Annotated in this window: 18 protein-coding genes and 1 riboswitch; of the genes, 2 read left to right on the forward strand and 16 right to left on the reverse strand. The window is 36.1% G+C overall.

The window, feature by feature from the left end; genetic code table 11:
• Positions 1–10 precede the first annotated feature (10 nt).
• From sufC to EYB29_RS10760, 3 genes are all read right to left on the reverse strand, one after another.
• Complete coding sequence (gene sufC, locus EYB29_RS10750; protein ID WP_026867347.1) at positions 11–793, reverse strand: Fe-S cluster assembly ATPase SufC; 783 nt, start codon at positions 791–793, stop codon at positions 11–13.
• 221 nt (positions 794–1,014) lie between these two features.
• Positions 1,015–1,359, reverse strand: coding sequence for a DUF4870 domain-containing protein (locus tag EYB29_RS10755; RefSeq protein WP_035857135.1), 345 nt, complete (start codon positions 1,357–1,359; stop codon positions 1,015–1,017).
• 99 nt (positions 1,360–1,458) lie between these two features.
• The gene (locus EYB29_RS10760) at positions 1,459–2,037 is read right to left on the reverse strand and encodes a DUF4352 domain-containing protein (RefSeq protein WP_166627232.1); all 579 of its coding nucleotides are present in this window, start codon (positions 2,035–2,037) and stop codon (positions 1,459–1,461) included.
• A gap of 357 nt (positions 2,038–2,394) precedes the next feature.
• On the opposite strand from EYB29_RS10760, the gene cyoE reads away from it, so the two are divergent.
• Positions 2,395–3,300 (forward strand): heme o synthase, encoded by a 906-nt coding sequence (gene cyoE / locus EYB29_RS10765; RefSeq protein WP_026867344.1) that lies wholly within the window; start codon positions 2,395–2,397, stop codon positions 3,298–3,300.
• Positions 3,301–3,376: 76 nt separating this feature from the next.
• On the opposite strand, the gene EYB29_RS10770 is transcribed toward cyoE, so the two are convergent.
• The 8 genes from EYB29_RS10770 to aroD form a co-directional block, all read right to left on the reverse strand.
• Positions 3,377–4,222: a MetQ/NlpA family ABC transporter substrate-binding protein gene (locus EYB29_RS10770; protein ID WP_166627233.1), complete on the reverse strand. Its 846-nt coding sequence runs from the start codon at positions 4,220–4,222 to the stop codon at positions 3,377–3,379.
• Between the two features lie 38 nt (positions 4,223–4,260).
• On the reverse strand, positions 4,261–4,953 hold the full coding sequence (locus tag EYB29_RS10775; RefSeq protein ID WP_166627234.1) for a methionine ABC transporter permease: 693 nt from the start codon (positions 4,951–4,953) through the stop codon (positions 4,261–4,263).
• On the reverse strand, positions 4,950–5,972 hold the full coding sequence (locus tag EYB29_RS10780) for a methionine ABC transporter ATP-binding protein (protein WP_166627235.1): 1,023 nt from the start codon (positions 5,970–5,972) through the stop codon (positions 4,950–4,952). The genes EYB29_RS10775 and EYB29_RS10780 overlap by 4 nt, the downstream gene beginning before the upstream one ends.
• An 81-nt stretch (positions 5,973–6,053) precedes the next feature.
• A riboswitch (SAM riboswitch) is annotated at positions 6,054–6,152 on the reverse strand.
• A 40-nt stretch (positions 6,153–6,192) separates the two neighbouring features.
• Positions 6,193–6,507, reverse strand: coding sequence for a thioredoxin family protein (locus tag EYB29_RS10785; protein ID WP_051220558.1), 315 nt, complete (start codon positions 6,505–6,507; stop codon positions 6,193–6,195).
• On the reverse strand, positions 6,458–6,865 hold the full coding sequence (locus EYB29_RS10790) for a toprim domain-containing protein (RefSeq protein WP_026867339.1): 408 nt from the start codon (positions 6,863–6,865) through the stop codon (positions 6,458–6,460). The genes EYB29_RS10785 and EYB29_RS10790 overlap by 50 nt, the downstream gene beginning before the upstream one ends.
• Positions 6,866–6,958: 93 nt before the next feature.
• Positions 6,959–7,339 carry a glycine cleavage system protein GcvH gene (gene gcvH, locus EYB29_RS10795; protein ID WP_026867338.1) on the reverse strand — a complete coding sequence of 127 codons (381 nt, stop codon included), beginning with the start codon at positions 7,337–7,339 and terminating at the stop codon, positions 6,959–6,961.
• A gap of 66 nt (positions 7,340–7,405) precedes the next feature.
• The gene (locus EYB29_RS10800) at positions 7,406–7,762 is read right to left on the reverse strand and encodes a Spx/MgsR family RNA polymerase-binding regulatory protein (RefSeq protein WP_166627236.1); all 357 of its coding nucleotides are present in this window, start codon (positions 7,760–7,762) and stop codon (positions 7,406–7,408) included.
• Positions 7,763–7,962: 200 nt separating this feature from the next.
• Positions 7,963–8,682: a type I 3-dehydroquinate dehydratase gene (aroD, locus tag EYB29_RS10805; protein WP_166627237.1), complete on the reverse strand. Its 720-nt coding sequence runs from the start codon at positions 8,680–8,682 to the stop codon at positions 7,963–7,965.
• 128 nt (positions 8,683–8,810) lie between these two features.
• Between aroD and EYB29_RS10810 the strand changes: the two genes are divergently transcribed.
• A complete protein-coding gene (locus EYB29_RS10810; protein ID WP_166627238.1) occupies positions 8,811–9,371 on the forward strand; it encodes a hypothetical protein in 561 nt (186 codons plus the stop codon).
• Positions 9,372–9,532: 161 nt separating this feature from the next.
• Here EYB29_RS10810 and EYB29_RS10815 read toward each other — a convergent pair whose 3' ends face one another.
• The 5 genes from EYB29_RS10815 to EYB29_RS10835 form a co-directional block, all read right to left on the reverse strand.
• Complete coding sequence (locus tag EYB29_RS10815) at positions 9,533–9,943, reverse strand: Ohr family peroxiredoxin (RefSeq protein ID WP_166627239.1); 411 nt, start codon at positions 9,941–9,943, stop codon at positions 9,533–9,535.
• Between the two features lie 74 nt (positions 9,944–10,017).
• Positions 10,018–10,218: a CsbD family protein gene (locus tag EYB29_RS10820; protein ID WP_166627240.1), complete on the reverse strand. Its 201-nt coding sequence runs from the start codon at positions 10,216–10,218 to the stop codon at positions 10,018–10,020.
• A 69-nt stretch (positions 10,219–10,287) separates the two neighbouring features.
• The gene (locus tag EYB29_RS10825) at positions 10,288–11,667 is read right to left on the reverse strand and encodes an SLC13 family permease (RefSeq protein ID WP_166627241.1); all 1,380 of its coding nucleotides are present in this window, start codon (positions 11,665–11,667) and stop codon (positions 10,288–10,290) included.
• Positions 11,651–12,835, reverse strand: coding sequence for a glycerate kinase family protein (locus tag EYB29_RS10830; RefSeq protein WP_166627242.1), 1,185 nt, complete (start codon positions 12,833–12,835; stop codon positions 11,651–11,653). Before EYB29_RS10830 ends, EYB29_RS10825 begins: the two co-directional genes overlap by 17 nt.
• A 153-nt stretch (positions 12,836–12,988) precedes the next feature.
• The gene (locus EYB29_RS10835) at positions 12,989–13,597 is read right to left on the reverse strand and encodes a GNAT family N-acetyltransferase (RefSeq protein ID WP_166627243.1); all 609 of its coding nucleotides are present in this window, start codon (positions 13,595–13,597) and stop codon (positions 12,989–12,991) included.
• Positions 13,598–13,639: the final 42 nt, after the last annotated feature.

The raw sequence follows: 13,639 nt of genomic DNA on the forward strand, positions 1-13,639 counted from the left end.
TCCTCCTGTCTTATTTATCTTCAGCGGCGTTAGTTTCATCAATGCCAAGTTCTTCTTTAATCCAATCGTAACCATCAGTTTCAAGACGTTCAGCTAGTTCTTTACCGCCAGATTTTACCACTTTACCTTTCATCATTACGTGGACAACATCAGGAGTGATGTAGTTCAACAGGCGTTGGTAGTGAGTGATGATTAGTGAACCGAAATCTTGACCACGAAGTTTGTTAATACCGTCAGAAACTACACGTAGCGCGTCAATATCAAGACCTGAGTCGATTTCATCTAAGATACCGAATTTAGGTTCAAGCATCATTAACTGAAGGATTTCATTACGTTTTTTCTCACCGCCGGAGAAACCTTCGTTAAGATAACGTGTTGCCATGTCTGGATCCATTTCTAAATATTCCATGTTCTTATCTAATTTCTTAATGAATTCCATCAAGTTAATTTCGTCGCCCTCTTCACGGCTTGCATTGATTGCAGAACGTAGGAAATCAGAGTTTGTTACACCTGAGATTTCTGATGGATACTGCATTCCTAGGAATAAACCAGCTTTAGCACGCTCGTCTACATCTAATTCTAAAATGTTCTCTCCATCAACAAGTACTTCACCTTCAGTTACATCATAGCTTGGGTGACCCATAATTGCTTGAGCAAGTGTAGATTTACCTGTACCGTTAGGTCCCATTACAGCATGAATTTCACCTTGTTTAATAGTAAGGTTTACGCCCTTTAATATTTCTTTACCGTCGATTTCAACGTGTAGATTTTTTATTTCTAAAACAGATACCATGTCTAATCCTCCAATTGAAATTTAGTTTGTCTGATACTAGTATAGTTTATAATAATTCTAATCTATAGTCAAAGTACCAGTCTACTGTTACCATCTATATATTATATATCAGAATCCACGCGGTTTAAAGGTTTTGGCTCTAATTATGACCACTTTAATCAGATTTAAAGAAAACCTCACTAAATGACTTTAATATCATTTAGTGAGGTTTAATCAAATACTTATTTAAAGATATCGATTGTGAATGGTGGCTTGTATGACTCACCATTAATTGCTTTTACAATGCCGATAATCGCAAATACGTAGAATGCAATCGTGACTATTGGTCCGAGTACAAAACCGATTAAAATTGCAGTTGTTAACCAAGCGACAAACATGTAGATTGTGTAAGATAGACCAAAGTTCGCTACATCTCTAAGTGCGACAGCAGTTGTTGGTTCATCATCTTTTTTCAGTGCCCAAATTAGAAGTGGTCCAACAACAGCAGTGAATAGTGAAATAACATAAGACACCAAGACGAGCGTGCTGTCAAAACCAGTTTTTGGAGTATTATAGTCTTCATTCATTTTAATTGCCCCTTTTATTATAAGATAGGTGCTAATGTAATTTTACCATCTATAGGGTGTGTATACAATCGATAGGGTTAATGATTACTAAAAATTTCCTTATTTAATTGGTAAGTTATAAGTCGTTTCTGTTGGCATGCCATTCTCAAATTTTAAATAGTATCCTCCTGAACCCAATTCTGAATCCTTCGAGTAAACTAAATCAAATGTTGCTTCTTCGTCAACTGCTAATTCTTGGTTTAAATCTTCTTCAGAGAAATCAAAAATAAATTGGTCTCCACCACCTTCTCTGTCGGATTCAATAATATCAGGAAATACATATTCACCAATAACAATAGGCTCCTCAGAGATATTTTGAACTGTTAAATTGACCACCCCTAAGAAGACTGATTCTGGTGCGTTGATAATGACATCTCCAACAGGTTGACCATCGTATTCTTTGACCAGGTCTAGTGAATTGACGGTAACCTCATACTTAGCATCAAACTCATAACTCTCTACTTGTGTAGTGTCACCTATTTCATAAATTTCATCTGATTTACCTTCTTCAGAATTAGAACTTTCATCCTCTGTTTCTTCACTCACTTCACTTGTGTCAGTGGCTTCAGTGTCTTCTTCATTCCCACATGCTGTCAGTGCAAATAGTGTAAATACAAAAAATAATGATAACTTTTTCATCTTAGATGCTCCTTTAAGTTATGTTAATTAATACCTTAAAACAATTGTTATCTATGTTACCTTAAAATATTACTATTTACATTATTAATTTAAATATTTACAAAAAAACCAAGCAGCTTTTGCTGCCTGGCAAAGGGGTTTACTTTATAAAATCAATTGCACCAACTAAAATTGATTAGTTGAGACAATGATTTCACTCAATTGAATTATTACGAAATCCGTTCTATTTATATAACAGTTATTTACCCACCCCCTTTTCCTTGAAACATCTTTGTCACAAAAAAATGGAATAATTTTTCTGATGCTTTCTTATGACTGTTATAATATAGCTTAATCATTAAATTGCGAGGGACTACATTGGAAACAGAACAAGTTCATAAGCGTAAGTCTATTAACTTACAAACATTATTTATAAATATTAAATACCTACTTAAAGGGAAAGTACTTATCGCAAATGTCCTACCTGTATTCACAGCGTTTTGGCTTGCTTTACACTTTACCCACCAGTCATTTTACGATCATCTTGGCACTTTTTTCATGACCATGGTTTCCAGCACCTTAGTCATATCTGGTGCTCTCATGTTTAACAACTGGTTCGAGCATGACCTAGATACACAAATGGACCGTACAAAAAAGCGCCCTACCGTTACAGGTGACTTTTCTTTAAGAAATGTCTTAATTGCTGCAATCATTACAACAATCATCGGATTGATCATAATTTTTTTGGTGAATATTGAAGCAGGAATCTACTCATTTCTTGGCTGGTTTTTCTACGTCGTTCTCTACACCTTTTGGTCAAAACGACGCTATACCATCAATACGATAATCGGTAGTATTTCAGGCGCTTTTACACCATTAATTGGCTGGGCCGTTATTACACCAGCGAATCATTTAGTACCCCTAATGTTGTTTTACATTTTACTTATTTGGCAGGTACCTCATACAATTTCAATCGCTATTAAAAGACTCGATGATTACACTAGAGCATGCATACCAATGCTCCCAGTTGTCATTGGCACCAAGGCATCAATTCGCCAGAACTTATATTATGTGCTCGCTTTGTTGCCCGTACCAATTATGCTCTTTGAATCACTCGGTATCATCTTTTCAATTGTGTCAGCTTTATTGACCTTAGGATGGGTTGTGCTATCTGTTCGAGGTTATACTACACACAATAAACACCGATGGGCAGAAATGAATTTAAGATACTCCCTTATCTACTTGATTGTTTCATTTATGTTGATGATCGTGTTAACGATATGATGAAAAATGTATATACTATTAACATAGTTCATTAAAAACCTCACTCGACTTGAAAGTCGAGTGAGGTTTTTCTTACTTATTCTGATGGAATAATATTACCACTGTACTCTTCATCAATATATTGCTTGATTTCATCTGATTGTAGGACTTCGATTAATCTTTGTAGTTCTGGACGTTCTTCATCTCCAGATCTAACAGCAACTAGGTTGGCATAAGGTGATTCTCCGTCTTCAACTGCGATTGAATCTTCAACTGGATTCAATCCAGCATCAATTGCGAAGTTTGCATTAATAATAACAGCAGGTGCTTCATTATTTTCATACATATTAACTAAAAGCTCAGGTGCTGTATTGTTATCAAAGTTAAAGTCGTGAGGATTTTCAGTAATATCATCAAATGTTGCGTCTTGAATTTCAACGCCTTCTTCGATTTCTACTAAGCCAGCGTTAACGAAGAATGAAAGGAAACGTCCTTCTTCTGCAGGATTATTAGATACTAAGATAGTAGAGCCGTCTGGGATGTCTTCAAGTGAATCATAGTCATTTGAGAATACTGCCATAGGTTCGATATGGACATTACCGATGCTAGTTAGGTCATAGCCATGTGATTCAATTTCACCGTCTAAGTATGGTGTATGTTGAAAGAAGTTTGCATCGACTTCTTCATCTGCTAACAAACGGTTTGGTGTTGTATAATCATTGACGATTTCTACATTCACTGTGATATCCTCTTCTTCAAGAATTTCTGCTGCTTTTTCTAAAATTTCAGCGTGTGGTGCTGGCGATGCTGCAACAGTAATTTCAGCACCTTCTCCATCACTTGATTCACCTTCTGAAGCAGAATCAGATTCAGAATCATTTCCACAAGCCGCTAAAACTAAAATAACTGAAAACAATGTAACTAAACTCAAAAATTTCTTCATGCAAAATCCTCTTTTCTATATAGTTTTATATTATATAATCAGCGTTTATCCACTCTTTTAGAGAAAAAGTCTCCTAAAATTTGAATGACGAAAACGATGATTAGAATTACCACAGTTGCAACAAGTGTGACGTCCGGTTGGTTTCTTGTAAAGCCAACCATATAAGCTAAGTTACCTAACCCACCAGCACCGATAACCCCTGCAATCGCAGTTGAACCAACAAGCATAATGGATGTTACCGTTATACCTGAAATTAGAGCCGGTAATGATTCTGGTATCAACACCTTCCAAATAATTGTCCAAGTGTTCGCACCCATTGATTCAGCCGCTTCTATTACACCCTTATCAATTTCTTTAAGTCCAATTTCAACTAGACGTGCATAGAAAGGTGCGGCACCGATAATCAGTGCGGGTAAGGCACCATTGGAGCCCATTACTGTACCCATGATTGCTTTTGTAAATGGCATAAGTAAAATAATTAAAATGATAAATGGAATCGCTCTAAAGAGATTGACGATGAAGGATGTCGTTCCATAAAGCGGTTTTGAGGGAACATTTTCACTCTTATTAGATAAGAACAAGATAATACCGAAAATGAGTCCAATTATAAAGGCTGCAATTGTTGCAATCACAGTCATGTATATCGTTTCATAAGTCGCTTCTATTACCGCATCCCATTTCACATTTTCAAAGCTAAACATATTTTTAAATTCTTCTATTACACTGTTCATCCTGCTTCAACCTCCAATGTGACATCGTGCTTTTTAAACTCATTTGAGATTGATTCCAGGGTTTCATTATCGATATCTAATGCAATATATAAATGTCCAAATGATTCTTGATTCGTCTGTTTAATATTACCTGATAGAATATTTACATCTAGATCGTAATTTCTTATGACCTCAGATACAATTGGAGATTTTGCTCTTGTACCTACAAAGTTTAATTTTACAATTGTTGAAGTAGGGAATGATGCTTTAAGTTCTTCAATTGCAAGTTGGTGGTCATCATCTGAAATATCATCCTTAACAAAGCGTTTTGTTACACTCGATTGTGGATTTTGGAACAATTCAATTACTGAACCGACTTCAACAACCTTACCATTCTCCATCACTGCTGCGCGGTCACATATCTTTCTGATTACGTGCATTTCATGAGTGATTAAGACAATGGTTAGATTCATCTCTTTTGTAATATCAACAAGTAAATCTAATACTTCATCAGTCGTTTCTGGATCTAAAGCACTTGTTGCTTCATCACATAGTAACACTTCAGGCTTGTTCGATAAGGCTCTAGCAATACCGACACGTTGTTTTTGTCCGCCTGATAGCTCACTTGGGTAATTATGTGCTCTACCTTCTAGTCCAACAAGTTTAATTAATTCATCAACGCGTGCCTGGCGTTCTTTTTTTGGTACACCTGCAATTTCCATTGGAAAACTAATATTTTCTGCGACTGTTCTTGACCACAGTAAGTTGAAATGTTGGAAAATCATAGACACTTTCTGGCGTTTATTTCGAAGATCACCTTTGGACATTTTACTGATGTCATCTCCACTGACAATCACGTCACCTTCAGTTACATCTTCTAGTCCATTTAACAATCTGATTAAGGTGGATTTCCCTGCACCTGAGTAGCCGATTATCCCAAATATTTCACCGTGATTAATCGATAAGTCAACTTGGTCAACTGCTGTTATATTTTGTTTCTTAGTTTTAAATATCTTAGAAACACTTTTTATATTAATCATGATACATTACCCTTTCTCATCGATCGAAAATTAAAAGACCTACTCATAATATTATGAGTAGGCCTTTTAATTTCATTATGCCTCTCATCTTTAGGATTTGTTCCTGTGATTTAGCACCTTGTCATTAAGACGGTTGCCGTGGCTTCTTAGGGCACTTCCCTCCACCACTCTTGATAAGAGTTCTATTCGATTGAGATTTATAATATCAGACTATTCTCTACTAGTCAACCAGGAATTCATCTAATACTTCATTTAAATATGGTACTGAGTGAAAAGCATAGAGTGCATTCACAAGTTGACCATTTTTAAATAACAGCAAGGCTGGTGCTGAACGTATGTGATACTTATCTATTAAGTCTTTATGGTAGTTCAAGTTAATTCTCTCGTATGAGATATCCTTCATCTCAGTGACGACTTTCAACATGGATTCTGAAATTTCACATGTCTTACACATCGTGGCATAACCAAAGATAATATAACTGTCCTTATCCTGTGTATTCTTTAATAAATCTGCTGTTGAAATTATTTCCTTCACGATAAAACTTACCTTTCATTATTAACGCATTATCTACGTAAAAACCGTGTCTTAAGAGGAGGTTAGCTAGATAGTCATGCGGGCAACGACCGACTTCTCCAAATTTTGGATCAATATAAATATGCGTGCTTTCACTTAAATGTTTTTTAAACCATTGACGAATTTTTCTTCCTTCTTTATCCGCATCGGATAATATAAAAATTTGCGAATCACCTAGCTGTTCGATAATTTCATCTAATTTGGAAATACCCATTGTTCCGAAAGTGCAAATAATTTGAGCCGGTTCTACTAACACTTCTTCTAAGCGACGTTTATCAGTCTTGCCTTCAACAATGAGTACCTTATCAGAAAGATTCATTCGTATCACCCTTAGTTTAATTTTATACAAATTCACCAGAAGTAATAAATATTTGTTTTTAAAAAACTCCGGACAAATGTCCAGAGTTTAAAATTAACCCTCGATAACTGCTTGATAACTAGCAGCATCAAGAAGATTATCAAGTTCGCTTTCATCTGAAAGTTCAACTTTCAGCATCCAAGCGCCTTCATATGGATTTTCATTTACAAGTTCAGGACTATCTTCAAGCTCTTCGTTAATCGCAACGATTGAACCTGAAACTGGAGCGATTAATTCTGAAACAGTCTTAACTGATTCAACGCTACCGAATGATTCACCTGTTGATACGTCGTCGCCTTCCTCTGGAAGCTCAACAAACACAATATCACCAAGTTCAGATTGTGCAAAATCAGTAATACCGATAGTTACAGTATTCCCTTCAACCTTTACCCATTCATGGTCCTCACTGTATTTTAGATCTTGTGGTAATGACACGCTAAAACCTCCCTTTTAACTTATCATATATATTGTTACATATTCATCATACTACAGGCAAGAAGATTAATTCAATAAAGCTTGCTCATAATTTTCTTCTTTAAAACCTAAAAGAACTTGGTTATCTAATACAACCATTGGTCGCTTGATTAACATACCGTCACTTGCAAGCAATTCAAACTTTTCGTCATCTGAAAGTTCAGGCAAGCGTTCTTTTAAATCAAGTTCTTTAAATTTGCCCCCTCTTTTATTAAAGAAATCATCTACGTTATATGAAGAACGGTCTACAATACCTTTTAGCGTATCGATTGACGGTACGTTTTCGACCATATCTATGGCAGTGAATTCTAAGTTGTTATCCTCTAAAAATTTCTTCCCCTTACGGCAAGTTGTACATTTTGAATACTCATAAAAAGTTATCATTATATCCTCCTAAAATAGAAAGTCATCTTAGGTTAATTCTACCTTAGAAATAATATTTTATACACTTAAAACACAAAATAAACCCAAAACCTTTGGGGGAGGTTTTGGGCCAGGGTTTAGGATTTAAGAAGTGTATATTATCTTCTAACCTTACTCTAACATCTAAATATTATTAGAACGTAAACTCTGTGTAAAAATTATCATAAACTCGTTAACGCTTTCCTTAGTTCACTTATATGAATTTGTCCGGGCGCCGCATCTCGGCTGATGTAACCATAAGTAAATAATGGGGCATAGTCGCCTGTTAACACGCGTGTACGCTTACCTAGCTCACCCATAGATATTCCGATGACTTTATGCCCATATTGAGCTTTAGCTGTTTTTTGAACGTCTACAACTGTATCTACATCCTCACCGTTTGTAGGGTAGAGGGCAAACTTAAACACATCCCCTTCAACTTGATTCATCTGACTAAGTAAATCCATGAGTGCATCGTAATCAAGAGTTTCTTTAAAGTTATGATAGCTCAGTAGCGTTTTAATTTGATGTGTCTTTGCAGTCTCAATAATTTCCTGCAGTATTTTTTTACCCACTGACATTTCAATATCTATATAATCAATATCCATAGACTTACAAACCTCTAGTAAAAGCGCTTGATATTCAACCGTAGTTTTTGAGCCCTTGCCTCCTTCTCCAGAAGTTCGGTACGTGTAGATGATTTCTTTATCGAAAGCTTTAAACTTATCTATGATTCGTCTTACAATTGATGCGTGATCCTGTCGATTTAAAGCATCAAACACATCCCCTCGTATTTCCACTATATCAAAATCACTTAAGTGACTTTCTGCAGCTTCAATCTCTTCATTTATTGCATCAGAGTTATAACCTGAAAAAGTGACGACAATCTTAGTAGTATTCATTATTTTGCCCCTTGAATTTTATTCTATAAAAAGTTTTTAAATATCATGTTGTATTGTACTATAATTAGTATTGGTATGCAGTGATGATTTTAATACTTATATGAATACGATCAGGAGGATTTATTTAATTGAAGAAAACAATATTATACACGAGCTTAAGTGCTAGCCTTCTCTTAGCTGGCTGCAGTAGCGAAGTAGACTCAGAAACTATACAAATCGAAGAAGAATCCTCAATCGTAGATGATACAGAAGAAGATGTCGAAGAAAATACCGATAGTGCGCAACAAGAAAACGATGCTGATACAGACCTTTTAGCAATTGGTGAATCTGCAACGATTGATGACATCACACTCACCATTGATGATGCATATCTGACCGATGAGAGAAATGAAACTAACCTCATAGATGTGAGTGGTGTGCTTATTTTAGAAGTTACATATGAAAACAACTCAGAAGAAACCTTTCCGACAGGTCGAGATATCGTCGTTGAGTCTGAAGGAGAATTGATGCGAAGCTATGAGCTTGAAGACATACTATTAGAAGATTTGCCGCCAGGTGAAAGCATCAGCGGTCGTATGGCATACGGATTGGTCAACGAACCCGAAACACTTAATGCGACATTTCAGCCATTATTAAATGAGTCAGAAGAAGAAGCTGTCTTTGAAATCGACATTTCCGATGAGCATTAGGAAAGGTTTTATTGTTTCGGTGATATGTGAGCCTGTCTCGGACAACTTATCATCATTTTGACCTATTTCGGTGATAAGTAATCATATTTCGAGCAACTTATCACTGCCTCATAAATCAAAAATGCACTCTGTACAAGTACAGAGTGCATGCTTTTTGTATTCTATTCTACAACCTCAACTGATAAATCTACATCGATATTACCACGTGTTGCTTTAGAGTAAGGGCAGAAATCATGTGCTTGTTCTAAATATTTCTCAGCGTCTTCTTGAGACATATTTTTAACTTTTGCATTGATTGCAACGCTAAGTTTAACACCTTCACCGTCTTCTTCTAAACGTACTGTTAAATCGACTTCTGGCTCAGCGTCACGAACGCCACCTTTTTTAATCATTAAATCAAATGCACCGTTGAAGCATGATGCATAACCTGCAGCAAATAATTGTTCAGGGTTTACACCTTCTCCACCTTGATCTGGTGGGATAACCGGAGAATCTATTGCCTTGTCTGATGTTGTTACGTGACCTTTACGTCCACCTGTATTAACTGCACTAACTTCATATTTCACAGCCATTATATAGCCTCCTAAAAATATATTTACTTACAAAAATGAAGCCGTATTAACAACAGCTCCATTAATATATCCACTTATTTTTTGAACTTGTCTGATAGTTTGTCAATTGTATCGTTAGCTTTGTCACTAGCGTCTTCAACATATTCTTTCGCTTTACCAGCAAGCTTATCGTCTTTACCTTCTTTTTCTAATTCTTTGTCTCCAGTAGCGTTACCAACAGTTTCTTTAACGTTACCTTTAGCTTGTTCTAATTTGCTGTCTTTTTCCTCTGCCATGAAAAACACTCCTTAAATAATTAATTAGTATTATTCGTACAGTACTAAGTATTCCCGAATCATAATTTATTAAACATAATAATTAAAAAATTTTAATCCAAGATGCTGCCAATAAATATAATAAGTCATAATCATTAGTCCTACATATATCGGCATGAGTATCATACTTAATTTGAACAAATCTTTGCTAGTAAGATTATCATTTGCTCCCTCATAAAATATGAGGAGTGCTTTTGAACTAACAGGTAAAGTGACACAGAAATTTATACCAATTAAACTGATAAACACCATAGCAACGGGGTTAATATTAAATGTTTCTGCAATGATGAGTAAGACCGGTATCAGTACAGCTGCTCTCGTCGTATGGCTTGGTATTAACAGGTGAGATATTACACTAATCAATACCACAAATAAAAGGGCTATAAATACATTTATACTATCAAACTGATTGAAGCCTGCTAATAGCACCTCTTGAAAGTAAGTCGTCACTCCATATTCGACCAAAAGACTACCTAGGGTTGTCGCACCTGCAACGAAAAATATTAGGCTCCATGAAACTGAACTAAGTCCTTTTTTCCAGGTGATCAAGTTTAATTGAGGTAGCATCATAATTAAGCTCATTAAGATGGTAACATAAGCTATATCAAAACCATGTAGTGGCTCAGATAACCATAAAATTATAGTGACCACAACTAAACAAAAAGTAAGTTTCTCTTTTGTTTTAAACGGCATTTTCTCAACATCTTTTGTTTTTATCGTGTAATTAAAGTCTTTAAAATATAACCACTTAATAATGACATAAGTAATATATGAAATAATTAGTCCAAACGGTAAGGCATATACAAGAAATTCAATATAAGTAATTGACTCACCAGTCTGGCCTTGTAGGATACTGATGCCAACTAAATGGCTACCCGCACCAAGTAAAGTCGTATTTGCTGCCATAATAATCAGCACTGGAATCGCTAAACTGAAAAATTTCTTATGCTGATTAAAACGGTCCGTTAAGATTTCATAGAGTGGTAGCATCACTGATGCTCTCGCAGATGTTGACGGTACAATGACAGATAAAATCATTATCACAATAAAAGTAAAGAAAGTGACCCTTCCCTTTGTCGTGCAATTATTGATTACCCATTGGCTCAGTCGATCAATCAAGCCACTTTCAGACAGTACCCCCGCGATGATAAATGCGCCAATCATCAGCCATACCACATCATGAGTAAAAGCGTTAAACATAGTGTTCTCAGGTAAGCCCAGTAAAACACCAAGTACTAAGACGAGCCAGGCTGCGAGTCCTGATGGTAGTTTAGTAAATATAAATAAACCAAGGGCTAAAACAAATATAATGAGGCTGAGTTTTCCTAGGTAATCAAGCTCCGGTATGGCACTTACTAAGAGTGTAAAAGCGATAAATATTCCGATACCAATTTTAGACTTTAAGTTCATTGTTTTCACGCTCACTTTGAGCTAATTCCATACCGATGAAAATGCTGCGCATTGTATTGTCCACTGCTTTAGTCAGCCATTTAGAAGCATCTTCCATTGATTTTTCTAAAGTCGCTGGTTCTGGAATAATGCTCGTATATGTGTCGATACCACTATCATAATTTAAACTTGCTTTCTTGCCGATTGTTCCTGCAAAAGCGATCACTGGCTTATCAAACTGCTTGGCAATACGAGCAACTTCAGACGGGATCTTATCATTGGGGGTTTGGAAATCAATGCAACCTTCTGCAGTAATGACTAGGTCAGCTTCTTTAATTGCATCGGAAATTTCTATATAATTTTGGATAATTTCAAATCTCGGATGTAGGACCGCCCCTAAGAATCCAACAAGTCCTGCCCCTAAGCCGCCAGAAGCACCACCACCATTTATATTAGAAAGGTCATCCCCTATCACTGTCTTAATCAAACTAGCTAAATGATTGAAGTTCTTAGACAAGCGTTCAACTTCCTTTTTAGTCGCACCTTTTTGTGGGCCAAATACTTTTGCAACACCTTTTTCACCACAGAGCACGTTCTTCCAATTCACCGCAACATCAATATCCACTCTAGCAATACGTGGGTCAATAGATGACAGATCTATACTGTCTATTTTATGGATGTCTCCACCACCCTTAATTATTAACACTTCATTATCTTTCGATAAAAACCGCACACCAACTGCTTGTGCCATTCCGACGCCACCATCAGACGTCCCAGAATCACCACAACCAATCAAGATTCTTTCAGCTCCATTATCTAAAGCCTTGATGATCGTCTCACCCACCCCATACGTTGTCGTCCAAAGTGGGTTGCGTTGTTCATATGGCACATGTCTCAAGCCAGCAATTGCAGCCATTTCGATGACGGCTGTCGTCACACCATTATCTTTAAAGATGCCAAAATGTGAATTAATTTGTTCTCCTACAGGACCTGTCACTTTGGTTTTTATACATTTCCCTTTCTTTAATTTGATAATGGTCTCAACAAATCCTTCCCCACCATCGACCATTGGGATGACTGTAATATCATGGTCATTCCCTGACTTTTTAATCCCCTTCTTAATCGCTTTGCCGACTTCCTCTGAACTTAAGCTCTCCTTAAAACCTGAAGGTATAACAACCATTTTCATAATAATCTCCCCTTACGTTTTTGTTAGTCTCCAAACTACGCCTGGATACTTACGGTTTAATAAAGGGTTAATTAAAATATAATTAAATTACTCAAGTTAAAAAACCTGTGCTTGAATTTAATAATCCAAACACAGGTCTTAAAAGAGTTTAGCCTATCGTAGTAACTTTACCATTCGCCAAAGTTTTAATTGACCAAAGGTAGAATCTTCAACGATCCTAAAACCTAACTTTTCATATAATTTTTTAGCATTCGTATTATCCTTATCTACAGTAAGAGAGATTTTATCGAAACCGTTAAACCGTGCTTCGGTCTCAGCTTTTTTAATCAGCGCTGAAGCAATACCAATACCCTGATAGTCAGGCATAGTTGCCAGTAAACTGATGTGATACTCTCCTGATTTTGATTCTTTAAATGCCATCAGTGAGATTAGATCTTTAAAGTTATTAAAAACCAAGCCGAACACCTTAGACTTCTTCATCTTTACTAATTGCTTAACAGTTTCTAGAGTTGTCATCGTCATATCTTGATGAGACATACAAGTCACTAGACCGGCATGATGACCGTCTACAGTCGCTACAAAAGACTTATCATGACTAAAGCGATTCCCTTTATTCTCAAAGAGCAATTGCAACTCTTTAACCACCTTATCTTTAGAATCTGAACCTAACATTATATGACTCATTTTAGCCATTGCTAGGTAGTTCAGAATCCCACCGTTGGCATGATTACACGTCCCCTTTTCTATATTGAAATTACTCATTTTTTACACCTCATTATTCATTGTTACCTTTTAGAATAAGAA

This window comes from Jeotgalicoccus sp. S0W5 (assembly GCF_011634875.1).
Lineage (GTDB): Bacteria > Bacillota > Bacilli > Staphylococcales > Salinicoccaceae > Jeotgalicoccus > Jeotgalicoccus marinus.

Excerpts from the sequence above, each read along its gene's own strand:
- sufC (WP_026867347.1), bottom strand. The coding sequence starts at position 793 with ATGGTATCTGTTTTAGAAATAAAAAATCTACACGTTGAAATCGACGGT.
- EYB29_RS10755 (WP_035857135.1), bottom strand. The coding sequence starts at position 1,359 with ATGAATGAAGACTATAATACTCCAAAAACTGGTTTTGACAGCACGCTC.
- EYB29_RS10760 (WP_166627232.1), bottom strand. The coding sequence starts at position 2,037 with ATGAAAAAGTTATCATTATTTTTTGTATTTACACTATTTGCACTGACA.
- EYB29_RS10770 (WP_166627233.1), bottom strand. The coding sequence starts at position 4,222 with ATGAAGAAATTTTTGAGTTTAGTTACATTGTTTTCAGTTATTTTAGTT.
- EYB29_RS10775 (WP_166627234.1), bottom strand. The coding sequence starts at position 4,953 with ATGAACAGTGTAATAGAAGAATTTAAAAATATGTTTAGCTTTGAAAAT.
- EYB29_RS10780 (WP_166627235.1), bottom strand. The coding sequence starts at position 5,972 with ATGATTAATATAAAAAGTGTTTCTAAGATATTTAAAACTAAGAAACAA.
- EYB29_RS10790 (WP_026867339.1), bottom strand. The coding sequence starts at position 6,865 with ATGAATCTTTCTGATAAGGTACTCATTGTTGAAGGCAAGACTGATAAA.
- EYB29_RS10800 (WP_166627236.1), bottom strand. The coding sequence starts at position 7,762 with ATGATAACTTTTTATGAGTATTCAAAATGTACAACTTGCCGTAAGGGG.
- aroD (WP_166627237.1), bottom strand. The coding sequence starts at position 8,682 with ATGAATACTACTAAGATTGTCGTCACTTTTTCAGGTTATAACTCTGAT.
- EYB29_RS10815 (WP_166627239.1), bottom strand. The coding sequence starts at position 9,943 with ATGGCTGTGAAATATGAAGTTAGTGCAGTTAATACAGGTGGACGTAAA.
- EYB29_RS10820 (WP_166627240.1), bottom strand. The coding sequence starts at position 10,218 with ATGGCAGAGGAAAAAGACAGCAAATTAGAACAAGCTAAAGGTAACGTT.
- EYB29_RS10825 (WP_166627241.1), bottom strand. The coding sequence starts at position 11,667 with ATGAACTTAAAGTCTAAAATTGGTATCGGAATATTTATCGCTTTTACA.
- EYB29_RS10830 (WP_166627242.1), bottom strand. The coding sequence starts at position 12,835 with ATGAAAATGGTTGTTATACCTTCAGGTTTTAAGGAGAGCTTAAGTTCA.
- EYB29_RS10835 (WP_166627243.1), bottom strand. The coding sequence starts at position 13,597 with ATGAGTAATTTCAATATAGAAAAGGGGACGTGTAATCATGCCAACGGT.